General features: G+C 69.2%; 16 protein-coding genes. 8 read left to right on the plus strand and 8 right to left on the minus strand.

The window, feature by feature from the left end; translation table 11 throughout:
* Positions 1–6: 6 nt before the first annotated feature.
* Positions 7–1,461: an IclR family transcriptional regulator domain-containing protein gene (locus QCD70_RS10750; RefSeq protein ID WP_301216018.1), complete on the minus strand. Its 1,455-nt coding sequence runs from the start codon at positions 1,459–1,461 to the stop codon at positions 7–9.
* 143 nt (positions 1,462–1,604) lie between these two features.
* On the opposite strand from QCD70_RS10750, the gene solA reads away from it, so the two are divergent.
* From solA to QCD70_RS10775, 5 genes are read left to right on the plus strand one after another with little or no spacing between them, the layout of a single operon-like run.
* Complete coding sequence (solA, locus tag QCD70_RS10755; protein WP_301216020.1) at positions 1,605–2,738, plus strand: N-methyl-L-tryptophan oxidase; 1,134 nt, start codon at positions 1,605–1,607, stop codon at positions 2,736–2,738.
* Between the two features lie 10 nt (positions 2,739–2,748).
* Entirely contained in the window at positions 2,749–3,147 is a 399-nt protein-coding gene (locus QCD70_RS10760) for a cupin domain-containing protein (protein WP_301216022.1), read from the plus strand.
* A 2-nt stretch (positions 3,148–3,149) separates the two neighbouring features.
* On the plus strand, positions 3,150–4,175 hold the full coding sequence (locus QCD70_RS10765) for an ornithine cyclodeaminase (RefSeq protein WP_301216024.1): 1,026 nt from the start codon (positions 3,150–3,152) through the stop codon (positions 4,173–4,175).
* Between the two features lie 45 nt (positions 4,176–4,220).
* On the plus strand, positions 4,221–4,559 hold the full coding sequence (locus QCD70_RS10770) for an ArsR/SmtB family transcription factor (RefSeq protein ID WP_301216026.1): 339 nt from the start codon (positions 4,221–4,223) through the stop codon (positions 4,557–4,559).
* Positions 4,556–5,227 carry a cation diffusion facilitator family transporter gene (locus QCD70_RS10775; RefSeq protein WP_301216028.1) on the plus strand — a complete coding sequence of 224 codons (672 nt, stop codon included), beginning with the start codon at positions 4,556–4,558 and terminating at the stop codon, positions 5,225–5,227. The genes QCD70_RS10770 and QCD70_RS10775 overlap by 4 nt, the downstream gene beginning before the upstream one ends.
* Positions 5,228–5,239: 12 nt before the next feature.
* On the opposite strand, the gene QCD70_RS10780 is transcribed toward QCD70_RS10775, so the two are convergent.
* Positions 5,240–6,085: a CPBP family intramembrane glutamic endopeptidase gene (locus QCD70_RS10780; RefSeq protein WP_301216030.1), complete on the minus strand. Its 846-nt coding sequence runs from the start codon at positions 6,083–6,085 to the stop codon at positions 5,240–5,242.
* Between the two features lie 80 nt (positions 6,086–6,165).
* The gene (locus QCD70_RS10785; protein ID WP_301216032.1) at positions 6,166–6,666 is read right to left on the minus strand and encodes a GNAT family N-acetyltransferase; all 501 of its coding nucleotides are present in this window, start codon (positions 6,664–6,666) and stop codon (positions 6,166–6,168) included.
* A 31-nt stretch (positions 6,667–6,697) separates the two neighbouring features.
* Here QCD70_RS10785 and QCD70_RS10790 point away from each other — a divergent pair, with 31 nt between their 5' ends.
* Entirely contained in the window at positions 6,698–7,477 is a 780-nt protein-coding gene (locus tag QCD70_RS10790) for an alpha/beta fold hydrolase (protein WP_301216034.1), read from the plus strand.
* 3 nt (positions 7,478–7,480) lie between these two features.
* On the opposite strand, the gene QCD70_RS10795 is transcribed toward QCD70_RS10790, so the two are convergent.
* Positions 7,481–8,383, minus strand: coding sequence for a helix-turn-helix transcriptional regulator (locus QCD70_RS10795; RefSeq protein ID WP_301216036.1), 903 nt, complete (start codon positions 8,381–8,383; stop codon positions 7,481–7,483).
* A 139-nt stretch (positions 8,384–8,522) separates the two neighbouring features.
* Between QCD70_RS10795 and QCD70_RS10800 the strand changes: the two genes are divergently transcribed.
* Together QCD70_RS10800 and QCD70_RS10805 are read left to right on the plus strand one after the other, a co-directional pair.
* On the plus strand, positions 8,523–9,071 hold the full coding sequence (locus tag QCD70_RS10800; RefSeq protein ID WP_301216038.1) for a cyclophilin-like fold protein: 549 nt from the start codon (positions 8,523–8,525) through the stop codon (positions 9,069–9,071).
* On the plus strand, positions 9,068–10,267 hold the full coding sequence (locus tag QCD70_RS10805; RefSeq protein WP_301216040.1) for an MFS transporter: 1,200 nt from the start codon (positions 9,068–9,070) through the stop codon (positions 10,265–10,267). The genes QCD70_RS10800 and QCD70_RS10805 overlap by 4 nt, the downstream gene beginning before the upstream one ends.
* Before the next feature lie 31 nt (positions 10,268–10,298).
* On the opposite strand, the gene QCD70_RS10810 is transcribed toward QCD70_RS10805, so the two are convergent.
* Genes QCD70_RS10810 through QCD70_RS19230 form a run of 4 tightly spaced genes read right to left on the minus strand, consistent with a single transcriptional unit; the run spans position 10,299 to position 14,297 of the window.
* Entirely contained in the window at positions 10,299–12,383 is a 2,085-nt protein-coding gene (locus QCD70_RS10810; RefSeq protein ID WP_301216041.1) for an iron ABC transporter permease, read from the minus strand.
* Complete coding sequence (locus QCD70_RS10815) at positions 12,380–13,441, minus strand: iron-siderophore ABC transporter substrate-binding protein (RefSeq protein WP_301216043.1); 1,062 nt, start codon at positions 13,439–13,441, stop codon at positions 12,380–12,382. Before QCD70_RS10815 ends, QCD70_RS10810 begins: the two co-directional genes overlap by 4 nt.
* On the minus strand, positions 13,438–13,992 hold the full coding sequence (locus QCD70_RS19225; protein WP_367316713.1) for an ABC transporter ATP-binding protein: 555 nt from the start codon (positions 13,990–13,992) through the stop codon (positions 13,438–13,440). The genes QCD70_RS10815 and QCD70_RS19225 overlap by 4 nt, the downstream gene beginning before the upstream one ends.
* Complete coding sequence (locus tag QCD70_RS19230; RefSeq protein WP_367316715.1) at positions 13,989–14,297, minus strand: ATP-binding cassette domain-containing protein; 309 nt, start codon at positions 14,295–14,297, stop codon at positions 13,989–13,991. Before QCD70_RS19230 ends, QCD70_RS19225 begins: the two co-directional genes overlap by 4 nt.
* Positions 14,298–14,427: the final 130 nt, after the last annotated feature.

Genomic DNA, 14,427 nt, shown 5'->3' on the forward strand with positions numbered 1-14,427 from the left:
GGCAACTCAGCAGAGCAGCGCCGACACCCTGCCTGCAAGCTCGCGGGTCTCGCGCTCGAACTCGCGCCTGTTCGCCTGCATGTAGTCCGTCGTCCCGACCAGGCAGACCGCCGCCGCCACGGCGCCGCTCGAATCGCGTATCGGCGCAGAGATCGAGATCAGTCCCGCGTCTTCGAACGCCTGCATCGACAGCACCCCGTGAGCGGCGACCGTGCGCACACTCCGGGCAAACGTGGCCAGCTCGTGCGCGGTGTAGCGCGCCGGAAACAGCTGCCTCAATTCGCCGTCGTCGAGATCCATCAGCAGGGTCGGCCCGCCATCCGACCCCACGATCGGATGCGCGCGCCCCAGCCACGAGATCATCTCGAGCCCCTCTCCCGCCATTTCGAGCTCTTCGACCAGCGTGAGGCTGCGCATGCCGGCGAGCACCGTGATGAACGCGCAGGTTCGCGATCGGTTCGCCGTCTCGGCCACCAGCGGCTTGCCCTGCGCCACCAGAAGGGGAGCCGCGACGCTGCGATGCCAGCCATGGATCATCCAGGCGAGCTGGTACCTGCCGCCGTCGGCGACGGCCGAGACGAAGCCCCACCCGACGCACGATTTCACCAGCCGCGACACCCGGTCATGGCGCAGACCGGTCGCCCGCGCCGTGCCGGCGATCGAGTCCGGTCCCGCGGCGAGGTGACTCAGGATGCGCAGGGCCGCCGAGACGGCCGACGGCGATCCGGCGACCACGTTCGGCGCCGCGCCCATCGCGCCCGTCACCTGGCTCTGCGCATCCGGTGGCAGACGCGGTGCACTGAGCTCGTCGGCCAGCAGCGTCTCGACGTGGCGGCGGGCGACAAGCACGGCGCGACGGGCACGCGCACCGTTCTGCTCGATCCGGTTCAGCGGAAGCCGGATGGCCAGCACGGCGACACATTCACCGGATGGACTGCGCACCGGGGTCGCGATCTCGACGCTCTTTCCGATGATCGACTCGATGACCGATTGCCGAGCACCTTCCTCCGCCTCCGCCTCGGAGTCGAGCAGCCGACCGGCGATGACGATCGCACTGCGCTCGTCAGCGACGATCTCGCCCACCCTAGCGGGCGAGTGCAGGGTCCAGGTCGACATCACCGACTGCACCACGGTCATGCCCGAGCGCGAGGGAGCGACGAGGCACACCGTCTCGCCGGTCTGCTGGGCCGCGAACGTCGTCACGAAGCGCAGCATCCTGGCGTAGGGCGCGGCGGCCATTCCCGACAACCGGATGGCGTAACGCCCGAGGCGGTAGCTGCCGTAGGCGCCACCCCGTTCGAGCATGCCCTCGCCCTCGAGCTCGGAGCAGAGACGAGAGGCGCTTGAGAGCGACATGCCGAGCTCGGAGGCGATCGCGCCCACCGCGATCGGGTCGGAGGGATCGAGCCGCTCGGCGACGAACCGCACGACCATGAGCGCCGCCGTCACCCGAGAAGTCATCCGCCCGCGCCATCCCCGCTGCCCGCAGAAACCGCAATTCAGACGCGGCAGCTTTGCGCCTGCTGCGCACTGTAACACAGCCGATTCCCGCCGCTTCCTACATTGATGGCACTCGAACAGCGCAGAGAGAAGAGAAGAACCCCATGAAGACCTTCGACGTCGCCGTCATCGGAATGGGCGCGCTCGGCAGCGCCGCCGCCTACCAGCTCGCCCGCCGCGGCGTGAACGTCGTGGCGTTCGAGCAGTTCGAACTCGGCCACGTTCGCGGGGCCTCGCACGACACGTCGCGCATCATCCGCACGTCGTACGGCGCGCCCGAGTACGTGCGGCTCGCGCAGTCCGCCTACCGCGACTGGGCCGAGCTCGAGAGCGTCACAGGCGAGACCTTCGTGACCGTCACGGGCGGCCTCGTGTTCTTTCCCGAGGGCGGGCCGTATTCGGCCGACGACTTCCGGTCGAGCCTCGACGAGACCGGTGTTCCCTACGAACTGCTGACCCCCGCCGAGGTCTCGGCCCGGTGGCCGCAGTTCTCGCTGCCCGAGGGGGCGAAGGCGATCTACACCGCCGACTCGGGCATCGTGCACGCGTCGCGATCGGTGGCGGCCCTGCAGATGCAGGCCCGCGCACACGGCGCCGTCATCCGAGACCGAACGCCCGTCGAACGGCTGGTTCCGGATGCCGATGGTGTCGTCATCCACACCGCCCACGGCGAGGTGCGGGCCGGCAAGGTCATCGTGGCGGCGGATGCCTGGACCAACGAGCTGCTCGCCCCGCTCGGCGCCGAGATTCCGCTGATCACGATGCAGGAGCAGGTGAGCTACTTCAAGCCGGCCGACGATGCCGCGTTCGACCGCGACCGTTTTCCGGTGTGGATCTGGGAGGACGAGTACTGCTACTACGGCTTCCCCACCTACGGAGAGCCGTCGATCAAGGCGGCGCGTGACGTGTCGAACAACTTCATGACGCCGCAGGAGCGCACCTTCGTTCCCTCCCCCGAGCTGCTCGAACAGCTGACGACGTTCATGGGCGACACGATTCCCGGCAGCGGCCAGGTTCTGCGCACGGTGACCTGCCAGTACGCGATCACGCTCGATCGCCGTTTCATCATCAGCCCGCTCGAGGAGCATCCGAACATCATCGTGGGCCTCGGCGCGGGCCACGCGTTCAAATTCACGCCCACCTTCGGACGCATCCTCGCCGAGCTCGCCGTCGACGGAACCTCGACAGAGGACATCTCCGCCTTCGGCGTGCGGCCGACCGTGCCCGTTCACCTGTAAGGGGCGCCGGATGCTTGTACAACGGCTCGGAGACAACGCCCTCGAGTGGGAGCTCTATGGAGGCGCCGGCAAGGTCGACGTCGAGTGGTACTTCCGCGAGCGCACGGCGCTGCCGACCTCGGTCGTGCGGTACCACCTCGAACCCGGGGCCGAAGAAGGAGAGCACCTGCACCTCGAGGGCGATCCCGAGAGCTGTTCGGTGAAGAACTCCGACGAGCTCTACGTCGTGGTCGTCGGCGAGGTCGTCATGACCGTCGACGGCGAACGCTCCGTGCTCCGCGCCGGCGACGCCCTCTACGCCCCGTCGGGCTCGAGGCACGGGGTCGCCAACGAATCCGACCTGCCGGCCGACGTCATCCTGATCTTCGGTGCGCCCGACCCGGCATTGCCACGTCTCATCAAGGAGTAACCATGCGCTTCATCAGTGTCCGCAACATGTCCGGCTGGATCCGCGAGACCGGGCCGGAGACCATCATCGCGGGGCTCGTCGACGCCCTCGCCGTGGACTTCGCCCGCTGGGAGCGCTTCGAGCGCGAACCGCGCATCGCCAGCCACTCGCCCATCGGGGTGATCGAGCTGATGCCGACCAGCGACGGCGAGCTCTACGCCTTCAAGTACGTGAACGGCCACCCCGACAACCCGGCCCAGGGTTTTCAGACCGTCACGGCGTTCGGTGTGCTGGCCGACGTGCTCACCGGCTATCCGCTGTTCCTGTCGGAGATGACCCTGCTCACCGCCTTGCGAACGGCGGCCACGTCGGGCCTCGCCGCGCGGGTTCTCGCGCGCCCCGACAGCGACCGGATGGCGATGATCGGCGCAGGATCGCAAGCCGAGTTCCAGGCGTTGGCCATTCGGTCGCAGCTCGGAATCACGAAGCTGCGCCTGTTCGACACTGACGCCGGCGCGGCGGAGGCCACGGCGCGCAACCTGCGCCCGCTCGGCTTCGATGTGACCGTCGAGGCGTCGGCCGCGGATGCCGCCCGCGACGCCGACGTCATCACCACCTGCACGGCGGACAAGTCGAACGCCGTCGTGCTGCGCGCCGACGAGGTGCGGCCCGGAACCCACATCAACGCGATCGGCGGCGACTGCCCGGGCAAGACCGAACTCGACATCGCCCTCGTGCGCGACAACAGGGTCTTCATCGAGCACGAACCGCAGACACGCATCGAGGGCGAGATCCAGAAGCTGCCCGCCGATTCGCCCGTGACCGAGCTCTGGACCGTGATCGACGGCCGGGCCCCCGGCCGGGTGAGCGCCGAGGAGGTCACGGTGTTCGACTCGGTGGGCTTCGCCATCGAGGACTTCACGGCGCTGCGCTTCGCGCGCGACGCGACGAGCGGCACCCGCTTCAGCGAGCAGATCGACCTGATCGCCGAACCCGACGACCCGAAGAACCTGTTCGGCATGGTCGGGTCGCCGGTGCCGGTGGTGTGACCGGTATTCATGTCAGCAGTACACGCTTTGCTGTACTGTCGAGGCATGCCCGCCGCAACCGCAACGCTCTCGCATACCGCCGCACTCTCCCGCCTCGGCCACGCCCTCGGCGATCCGACGCGGGCGGGCGTCCTGCTCGCACTGCGCGAGGCACCGGCCTACCCGTCCGACCTCGCCGACGACCTGGGAGTCTCGCGGCAGGTCATGTCGAACCAGCTCGCCTGCCTTCGCGGGTGCGGTCTCGTCGAGGCGATACCCGAAGGCCGCCGCACCGGCTACCGGCTCGCCGACGAACACCTCGCGGCCGCTCTCGACGAGCTGCTGCGGGTGACGCTCCGTGTCGAACCCGACTGCTGCGACGGCGACGGATGCTCGTGCGCATGACCGCGACGCAGGCTCCGGCCCCCGAGAGACGACAGCTCCTTCAGCACCGCATCCGGTTGATCGTCGGAGCGACGATCGCCTACAACGTGGTCGAGGCCGTCGTGGCGATTACCGCGGGCTCCATCGCGTCGTCGGCCGCGCTCATCGGATTCGGACTCGACTCGGTGATCGAGGTGCTCTCCGCGGCCGCGGTCGCCTGGCAGTTCACGAGGCGCGATCCGGAGCGCTGGGAGAAGGGAACGCTCAGGGTCATCGCGGTGGCGTTCTTCGCTCTGGCCGCGTACGTCACGGTGTCCTCCGTCGTCGCTCTGGCGGGTCAGGAGCAGGTGCGGCATTCCACCCTCGGCATCGTCATCACGGCGCTCAGCGTCGTGATCATGCCGTTCCTTTCGCTCGCCGAGCGCCGCGCCGGCCGCGAACTGGGATCGGCCACCGCGGTCGCCGACTCCAAGCAGACCCTGATCTGCACCTACCTGTCGGCCGCCGTCCTCGTCGGCCTCGTGCTGAACAGCCTGCTCGGCTGGTGGTGGGCCGACGCGATCGCGGGCCTCGTCATCGCGGGATTCGCCGTTCGCGAGGGCATCGAGGCGTGGCGCGGAGACACCTGCGCGACGTCGGTGGGAATGCTGCTCGACGACGAAGTCGACCACGACCACGACGGCCACTGAGCCCGTTGCGGATCACGCGCCGACGGGTCCGCCCGACAGCTCCGTTCGCGCGAACGCCCGATCCTTGCCACCACTGAAGATCAGCACGATCAGCAGGACGAGACCGAAGAGGATCACGATGATGTTGCCCGGACCCGCCAGCGGCGCGAGTGGACTGGCGGCGGACGGATTGGTCGAGAAGAGGAAGATGCTCGGGTCTGTGCTGGCGTGCAGCAGAATCGGCACGATCAGTCGACCGGTCACCCGGTAGGCCAGGTACATCAGCAGGCCGAAGAAGAAGGTGTAGCCCACCTGCACGACCGTCGCCAGTGCGCCCTGCCCGCCGAAGAGATTGCCCGCGTGCAGCATCGCGAACAGCGCCGCCGACACGAGCGCCACGGCGATCTCGGGGTGGCCCGCCTTGCGCATGAGCTGCACGACGAATCCGCGGGTGAGCACTTCTTCGGCGAATCCGATGAACAGTCCCGTCAGCAGCCAGGAGAAGAGGAGCGCCGCGCCCGTCTTCTCGTAGTCGAGGGCGATGAACCGAAAGATGTTCGTGAGCAGCACGACCGCGACGGCGATCCACATCCAGCCGCGACCGCGGATGGCCTGGCGACCGAAGAGCTCCTTCAGCCATCCGACCGACCACGCGAGAATCACCAGCAGGATGCTGCCGAGCACGATAGGCAGACCGACGTTCACGAAGATGCCTGGCGCACTGTCCGCCTCGATGCCGGCACCGCGGAAGATGAGGTTGAGCAGCACGCCGCCCAGCTGGTAGACGCCGTAGTAGACGAGCACGAGCACGAGGGCCTTCCACCACCCGCCCCGCTCCCAGAAGCTCTTCCATGGCGATGGGGTGTTGTGCTCGTGCATCGGAGCCCTCTCAGACAGCGAGAGTCGCTCGATGTGCCACCCCCCGGTTCAGAAAAGCGTATCGGACGGAGCCACCCGGGTCAGGGGGTGTCGATCCAGAAGCGCAGTTCGCCCTCGCTGTTCAGGCCGCCTTCCTCCACGCCGCCGTTGCGCCGCACGACCGCGATCGATGCGGCGTTGTCAGGAGCGACGGTCAACAGGGCCCGGTCGATGCCCAACGCGGCGCATCGCACCAACGCGTCCCCCAGCATCCGGGTCGCGTGGCCCTGGTTCTGCCACGGGTACACCACGTGGTATCCGATGTGGCCGCCGCCCTCGTCGTCGGTGAGCTCGTGCCTGATGACGAGTGAGCCGATGTAGTACTCGCCCGAGGTGAACCAGAAGAGTTCGGACGGAACACCCCAGCGTTCACGCACACCCGTTCGCTCGGCCACGTACGAATCGAAGTCGAGGCTCGCGGCGCTCAACCACTGCGTGTCCGATGCCCGGTGTCTCATGTCGGCCTGTTCGCCGACGAGATAGGAGGTCTTCACGGCCGCCGATGGCACGGTCAACGCGGGTGCTGCGGGCAACTGGATCATGCCGAGAAGCGTACAGAGCTACTGTGATTCGATGCAGCAGACCACCTACCTGACCATCAACGGCGTCGAGCTGTACATCGAAGTGGATGGCGAGGGCGAGCCCGTGCTGCTGTTGCATGGCGGCTTCTGCTCGCTCGAATCACTGCGGGCCCAATCGGATGCGCTCGTGCCTCGCTACGAGGTGCACGCGTTCGAGCGCCCGGGCCATGGGCGGTCCGCCGACATCGACGAGGAGTACAGCTACGACCGCGGGCTCGCCGACACGGTCGCGTACCTCGACAAGCAGCGGCTCGAGAGTGTCCACGTCATCGGCTACAGCGACGGCGCGATCCTCGCCCTGCTGCTCGCACTCGACCATCCGGAGCGGGTGCGCTCGGCCGTCTCGATCAGCGGCAACCTCGATCCCTCGGCGTTCGACCGCACCGGCGAGCACGAACGCCTGCTGCTGTCGGCCGAGCCGGCGGCGACGACCGGGCCCGACGCATCCGAAGATCAGCCCAAGCCCGACCTCGAGCGCCGGCACTACGAGCGGCTCTCGCCCGACGGCCCGCAGCACGCCGACGTCGTGCTCGACAAGCTTTTCCGCCTCTGGACGAGCGAGCCGAACATCGACCCCGCCCGACTCGCGAGCATCGCGGCGCCGACGCTCATCGTGGCCGGCGACCGCGACTCGATCAGGCCCGACCACAGCCTGCTCATGGCCGCCTCGATTCCCGGCGCCCGCCTCTGCATCGTGCCCGGGGCATCCCACGGCCTGCTGGCCGAGCAGCCCGAGCTGATCAGCCGGGTGATCGGCGACTTTCTGCCGTAGGGGCTAGCCCTCCGTCACCTGCTGGCGAGCCCTCGGATCGCGGGCGATCTCGGCGATGTGCTCGGTTGCGGCCCACGTCGAGAGAAGACGCAACGCATCTTCGGACGGGCTTCCGGGGGCGGCGGTGTACACCGTGAGGGTGTGTCCGGGATCGTCTTCGAGTTCCATGACGTGATAGGTCAGCTCGAGTGCGCCGACGACGGGGTGCTGGAACTGCTTGGCTCCCGAGTAGTGGCGACGCACGTCGTGTGCTCCCCAGAGAGTTCTGAATTCTTCGCTTCGCACCGAGAGTTCGCCGACGAGGTCGCTGAGCTCCTTGTCGAACGGGCTTCGACCGGCGTCGCGGCGAAGGATCTGCACGTTGACGTTCGCGGCGCGGTCCCAATCGGGGTATAGGTCACGGGCCCGGGGGTCGAGAAAGATGAACCGGGAATGGTTCGCCGGGCGGGCGCTCGTGCGGAACATCTCCGAATACAGCGCGAAGCCGAGCTCGTTCGCGGCGACGAGGTCCATGCGGTTGTTGCCCACGAATGCCGGGGCGCCGGTGATCGAATCGAGGAGATGCTGCGTCGCCGACCGCAGGCTGTGCGCCGGAGGCTTCGGTGCGCGGGGACGACTGCCGAGGTTCGCGGTGCGGGCGAGATCGTGCAGGTGATCCCGTTCGGCATGATCCAGATCGAGAGCGCGCGCGACGGCATCGAGCACACTGTCTGAGACGCCCGTCAGATTGCCGCGCTCGACGCGGGTGTAGTAGTCGACGCTCAGTCCGGCAAGCCGAGCGACCTCGTCGCGGCGCAGCCCGGGAACCCGTCTTCTGCCTCCCGACGGTTCCACCCCGGCCTGCTCCGGGCTGATCCGCGCCCGGCGCGAGACCAGAAACTCGCGTACTTCACTGCGGTTGTCCATGGCTCCACGCTAGGTGTCCCGACCGCACCGGAGGGAGGTTCTGCCGCAACCCGTTTAGCCAGTACCCTCGCTACCCCTGCTGAGGGCGCGTTGACTGAACACACACCCGACCGCACCAGCACAGCGAGGACATCGAACCATGACCGAATCACGATTCCGCGCGGCCGCACTGGCCATCGTGACCGTGATGAGTCTTGCCGCCTGCGCCTCCGGCCCTCAATCCCCGTCGAACACTCCGTTCACCGCAGGCCCGACCTCACCCCCACCCACCACTGCCATGCCGACGACCGAACCCCCTGCCACCGAGACCCCGGAGCGCCCCGTGCCCACTGAAACGACCATCGCCATCAGCGTGAACGGCACGACCGTCACGGGAGTGCTTCAGAGCAACGCGGCTACGGCGTCGCTGCTGGCGCAGTTGCCGCTGGAGCTGTCGTTCGTCGACTATGGCGGACAGGAGAAGATCGCTGGACTCCCGGCACCCCTGGTGCTCGACGGGATGCCCTCGGGCGGCAGCGCCGAACCCGGAACGATCGGCTACTACGCGCCCGACCAGGCTCTCGTGCTCTACTACGACTCGGTCGGCTACTACGACGGCATCATCCCGCTCGGCACCTTCGACGATGTCGCAACCGTTCAGAACGCACCCGCCTTCGTCGGCGCAGTCACCGCGGGCGGCGCCGAATGAGCGCCGTCACGGCGAGCACCCCGGTGACCGAGGCATCCGCAGAGAAGCGACTGCCCCTGCTGGCCCTGCTCTCGCTCGCGTTGATCGGCTTCATCCTTCTCGCGATGGAGACGATGCCGGCCGGACTGCTTCCCGACATCGCGGAGGGCATGGCGATCAGCGAGGGCAGCGTGGGCCTGTTCGTGAGCGCCTACGCGCTCGGCACGGTGATCGTCACCGTTCCCGCCATCTCGCTCACGCGACGGTTCCGCCGTAAGCCACTGCTCCTGATCAGCGTCGCCGGGCTGGTCGTGGCGAACGCCGTCACCGCGATCTCGCCCGACGTCGCCCTCTCGCTGGCCTCGCGGTTCGCGGCCGGCTCGTTCTCGGGCATCATCTGGGGGATGCTCGCGGCCTACGCAATTCGCATCAGCCCGCCGTCCCGCTCCGGGCTCGCGCTGTCGATCATGTCGATCGGCGCACCCCTCGGATTCGCGTTCGGCACGCCCCTCGGCGCCTTCATCGGGGGCCTCACCGACTGGCGCTGGTCGTTCGCCGGCCTCAGCCTGCTGGGCCTGATCGTGGGTGTCGTCATTCTCGGCTGCGTGCCGGATGCTCCGGGGCTGCCTGCCGCCACACGGTTGCCGCTCCGCAGGGTCATCACCCTGCGCGGCGTGCCGATCGTGCTCATCGTGATCGTGGTGTGGATGCTCGCCCACAGCACGATCTACACCTACGTCGCCCCGTACCTGCGGGCGACGGGCACGGGCATCACGCCCGACCTGATGCTGCTCGTCTACGGCGTCGCATCCCTCGGCGGAGTCGCGCTCGTGGGTGTGTTCCTCGATCGTCATCCCCGCGCGCTGCTGCACCTCTCGGCGGCGACCTTCGCCGCAGCAGGCGCCGTGCTGCTCCTCGGACACGCGTCGACGCCCGCGATCCTCGTCGCGGCGGTGCTGTGGGGAATCAGCTTCGGCGGCACCGCACCGCAGCTGCAGAACGCCTTGACCCACGCGGGCGGCGACAACGCAGACATCGCCAACTCGTTCCTGCCGGTGGCGTTCAACCTCGCCATCTTCGGCGCCGGCATCCTGGGGGCGCTGCTGCTGACGGTCGGCGACGGACTGATTCTGCCGGCCGCCATGACCGTGCTCGGCGTGTTCGCGCTCGCGCTCACGCTGTACGGTCGGCGCACCGCCTTCGCTGCTCGACGCTGATCACACGTGACCCCAGGCCCAGACCGAGCGGTCAGCGCGAGCGCCGCAGCAGCCACACGAAGTAGGGCGCCCCGATCAGAGCGATCATGAGCCCGGCCGGAACCTGCGCCGGAGCGATCAGCGTGCGCCCGAGCAGGTCGGCGACGCACACGAGCACGGCACCGAGCACCATCGAGACCGGAATCACCCGGCCGTGTCGCGACCCGACGAGCGCCCGGGCGAGGTGCGGCGCGACCAAGCCGACGAATCCGACAGCCCCGATCGCGACGACACTGACCGCCGCGAGCACCGCCGCGAGCGCGAGCACTCCGAGCCGCGTGCGCTCGAGTCGCACGCCGAGGATGCGCGGGGTGTCCTCGTCGATGGCGAGCAGGTCGAGCTGGCGCCGCATGCCGAGCAGCAGGGGAATCGCGATGACGAGCGCCACAGCCACGGGCGCGACGTCGGGCAGGGTGCGGCCGTAGGTCGTTCCCGACAGCCAGGTCAGGATGCGCGGGGTGTTGTAGGGGTCGGCTCGAAGCAGCAGGAACGTCGTGAGGGCGCTGATTCCGTAGCCGCAGCCGATGCCGATCAGCACGAAGCGATCGGGCAGCAGGCCACCGCGCCAGGCGAGGGCCGTGATCAGGGCGAAGGTCGCCAGGCCGAGCACGACCGCCATCACGACGAGCAGGGGGCGGCTTCCGCCCAGAGACGTGACCACGATCACGGCTCCGAGGCCGGCACCGGCGGTGATGCCCAAAATGCCCGGCTCGGCGAGCGGGTTGCGCACGGTGCTCTGCACCACGCATCCGGCCAGCCCGAGGGCCGCACCGGCCAGAACCGCCGCGGCCACGCGCGGAAGCCGCTCATCCAGCGCCCTGCCCACGAGATCGGGGGCGGCACCCTGCAGCCAGAGTCCGATGTCGCCGGTGCGCAGCCACAGGCTGCCGGCGAGCAGGCCGACGACGATGGCGATCGCGAGCAGAACCGCGACCACGACGAGCGCGACGACATAGCGGCGGTGCGAGCGCAGCCCGGCCCTGGCCTGCGGGGGCAGGCGGATCGGCCCGGAGTCGCGCAGGCGGCGGGCGAGCACCACGATCACGACGGCTCCGAGCAGGGCGGTGGGCACGCCGGTCGGAATCGCCGCGGCGCCCTCGGCACCGAGGATCGCGCGAAGCGTCGCATCCGCCAGCAGGATCAGCAGCGCGCCGACTAGACCCGTGGCGGGAATGAGAAAGAGGTGACGGTTCAGCACCCGGATGCGCGAGGCCAGCAGGCGGGCCAGCACCGGGGCGCCGAGGCCCACGAAGGCGATCGGGCCGGCGAGGGTCACCGAGATGGCGGTGAGAACGACGGCGCAGAGCACCGCGACGACGCGGGTCGACCGGATGGGCACGCCCAGCGACGACGCGGCGTCATCGCCCAGGCCGAGCACGTCGAGGCGCCGCGAGAGCAGCAGCGCGGCCGCGAGCGCCACGATGATCACGGGGGCGGCGCGCACCGACGCGTCGATGTTGAGCTGCGCTAGCGAGCCGCTGCCCCAGGCGTAGAGGCCTGTCGTGTTCTCTTTGAAGAGAATGAGCAGCATGGCGGTCGCCGCGTCGAGGGCCAGGGCGATGGCCGAGCCGGCGAGGATCAGCCGGGTAGTGCCGGTGCCGGCGGATGTTCCGGCGAGGCCGAGCACGACGGCTGCGGCGAGCAGGCCCCCGATGAAGGCGACCCCGCTCGATGCCCACAGGGGAACGGAGAGTCCGAACGCGGCCACCGCGGTGAGCGCGAAGTAGGAGCCCGCCGTGACCGCGAGGGTGTCGGGCGAGGCGAGCGCGTTGCGGCTGATCGACTGCAGCAGCACGCCGGCCGCACCGAGGGCGAAGCCCACCGCGACACCGGCGAAGAGGCGCGGCAGGCGGGAGCCGGTCAGCACGTCGCCGACCGGCACACCGCCCACGGTCTCCTGCGCGCCGCCGAGCAGTCGCACGAGACCCCACATGTCGACGCCGGAGGTTCCCTGCGTCACATGCCAGAGTCCGACCACGACGACGGCGAGCAGCAGGGCGGCCAGCGTGGCCGCCCCGCTCGCAGCGCCGCGCAGGCCGACGGGTGTCGCGCGAGCTGCCCGGACGGCGGTTCTCAACCCTGCTGCGTGATGATGTCTACGTAGGCGTCGATGGCCTGCTGGTTCGACAGCGGGCCGCCGGCACCCCAGACGCCCGACGGGAACGCGTGGGCGCGGCCCTCCTGAACGGCGGGCAGCGAGCTCCAGATCGGGCTCTTCTCGAACTCGGAGACGTAGCCGTCTGCGCCCTCGTCGGCCGAGTAGAAGAGGTTCGCGTTGCCGACGGCGGTGAGGCCCTCGATGTCGGTCTGGCCGAGGCCGTAGGCCGGGTCGACTCCTCCGCTGCCGTAGGCCTCGTCGATCTCGTCGGTCCAGGCCGAGGTCAGGCCGAGCTGCTCGCCGAGCGCGGTGAACAGGGCGCCCTGTCCGTAGGGGCGGATGACGACGTTGCCGCCCTCGACCCAGCCGTCGAAGAAGAGGAAGTCGGTGGTCGGCAGGGCGACGGACGAGACCTCGGTCTTGGCGTCGGCGAGGTGCGCGTCGAACTCGTCGAGCACCTGCTCCGCGCGATCTTCGCGACCGGTGGCCTCGGCGATCATCGAGAACACGGTCTTCATGTTGCCGATCGGGTCGGCCCCGTCGGCTCCGATGGTGGCGAGCACGGGAACGCCGCGCTCCTCGAGCGTGCCGATCAGCTCGTCATCGGCGCTGAACGCCTCGACGATGATCAGGTCGGGGTTCGTGGCGTACAGCGCGTCGAGGTCGGGCTCTCCGCGCGTGCCCAGGTCGACGACGCCCTCGGGCAGCGTCTCAGCGCTCACGTAGGTGGCGCACCCGGCCGAATCGGAGACCGCGACGGGCGCGACGCACAGGGTGAGGGCATCCTCGATCTGCTGCCATTCGAGAACGGCGACGCGCTCGGCGGGCTTGTCGAGCTCGACCGTGCGGCCGACGCCGTCGGTCAGCGAGACCGGCCCGGTCGACGTGGTCGTGGTGTCGGATGCGCAGGCGTCGGAGGTGGCCTCGGCGACGGGGGCGCCGATGTCGTCGACGGTGGTCGTGCCGCAGCCGGTGAGGGCGAGGGCGGCGATGGCGAGCGTTGCGGCTGCGGTCGCGATGGAACGGGGGCGGATCATGAATGGTCCTCTCGGGTGGTGGTCGGGGCTGGGTCGGATGTGCGCGCCGCGTGTCGGCCGACGGGATCGATGCGCAGCCTGTTCGTGCGTTCGTCGAGGGTGACCTCGACGGCGATCTCGTAGACCTCGCTGATGTTCTGCGTGGTCAGCACCTCGCGCGGGTCGCCTGCGGCGTGGATGCGCCCGGCCGACAGAAGCAGCAGGGTGTCGGCGATGCGGGCCGCGTGATCGAGGTCGTGCAGCACGACGCCCACGGCCACGCCGTGGTCGTCGACGAGGTCGCGCACGAGGTCGAGGGTCTCGATCTGGTAGCGCAGGTCGAGGTGGTTGGTGGGTTCGTCGAGCAGCACGACTCCGGTCTCCTGCGCGATGCAGGCCGCGAGCCAGACGCGCTGCACCTCGCCGCCCGAGAGCTCGCCGACCGAGCGGTCCTTCATATCGAGCACGCCCGTGGCGCGCAGTGCGCGGTCGATGGCCGTGCGGTCGGCGGCCGAGAGCCCGGCGAATCCGCGGCGGTACGGATGGCGGCCGAAGGCCACGACCTCGCTCACCGAGAGCCCCTGCGGAGCTGGCCGCGACTGCGAGAACAGGTCACCTCGCGGGCGAACTGGCGCGCGCTCAGCATCGAGACGGCACGTTCCGGATGCCCGTCGCGGGCTCCCAGGGTCACGTCGCCCTCGCCGATCGGGTGCAGCCGGGCAAGCGAGCGCAGGAGGGTCGACTTGCCGCTCCCGTTTGGCCCGACGAGCGCCGTCACTCGGCCCGGTTCGAGCGTCATCGAGACACCGTCGACCACCGCGTCGTTGCCGTAGCGCAGCACCAGTTGTTCGCCGCTGAGGGCGCGTGTGGTGGGCATCGAGAACCTATGCGGTGTGGAGTGTGAGAGTGGAGGGGTGCGGGCGAAGTTAGGAACGCCTTACCTCACCAACCCTAACCTTTTTGGCCGACATCTGTCGCCCTGCGCTGATCGGGGAGCCGCGCAGATA

The organism is Agreia sp. PsM10 (genome assembly GCF_030433855.1).
Taxonomy (GTDB): domain Bacteria; phylum Actinomycetota; class Actinomycetes; order Actinomycetales; family Microbacteriaceae; genus Agreia.

Coding starts and splice junctions, on each gene's coding strand:
- QCD70_RS10750 (WP_301216018.1), bottom strand. CDS start 1,461: ATGACTTCTCGGGTGACGGCGGCGCTCATGGTCGTGCGGTTCGTCGCC.
- solA (WP_301216020.1), top strand. CDS start 1,605: ATGAAGACCTTCGACGTCGCCGTCATCGGAATGGGCGCGCTCGGCAGC.
- QCD70_RS10760 (WP_301216022.1), top strand. CDS start 2,749: ATGCTTGTACAACGGCTCGGAGACAACGCCCTCGAGTGGGAGCTCTAT.
- QCD70_RS10765 (WP_301216024.1), top strand. CDS start 3,150: ATGCGCTTCATCAGTGTCCGCAACATGTCCGGCTGGATCCGCGAGACC.
- QCD70_RS10770 (WP_301216026.1), top strand. CDS start 4,221: ATGCCCGCCGCAACCGCAACGCTCTCGCATACCGCCGCACTCTCCCGC.
- QCD70_RS10775 (WP_301216028.1), top strand. CDS start 4,556: ATGACCGCGACGCAGGCTCCGGCCCCCGAGAGACGACAGCTCCTTCAG.
- QCD70_RS10780 (WP_301216030.1), bottom strand. CDS start 6,085: ATGCACGAGCACAACACCCCATCGCCATGGAAGAGCTTCTGGGAGCGG.
- QCD70_RS10785 (WP_301216032.1), bottom strand. CDS start 6,666: ATGATCCAGTTGCCCGCAGCACCCGCGTTGACCGTGCCATCGGCGGCC.
- QCD70_RS10790 (WP_301216034.1), top strand. CDS start 6,698: ATGCAGCAGACCACCTACCTGACCATCAACGGCGTCGAGCTGTACATC.
- QCD70_RS10795 (WP_301216036.1), bottom strand. CDS start 8,383: ATGGACAACCGCAGTGAAGTACGCGAGTTTCTGGTCTCGCGCCGGGCG.
- QCD70_RS10800 (WP_301216038.1), top strand. CDS start 8,523: ATGACCGAATCACGATTCCGCGCGGCCGCACTGGCCATCGTGACCGTG.
- QCD70_RS10805 (WP_301216040.1), top strand. CDS start 9,068: ATGAGCGCCGTCACGGCGAGCACCCCGGTGACCGAGGCATCCGCAGAG.
- QCD70_RS10815 (WP_301216043.1), bottom strand. CDS start 13,441: ATGATCCGCCCCCGTTCCATCGCGACCGCAGCCGCAACGCTCGCCATC.
- QCD70_RS19230 (WP_367316715.1), bottom strand. CDS start 14,297: ATGCCCACCACACGCGCCCTCAGCGGCGAACAACTGGTGCTGCGCTAC.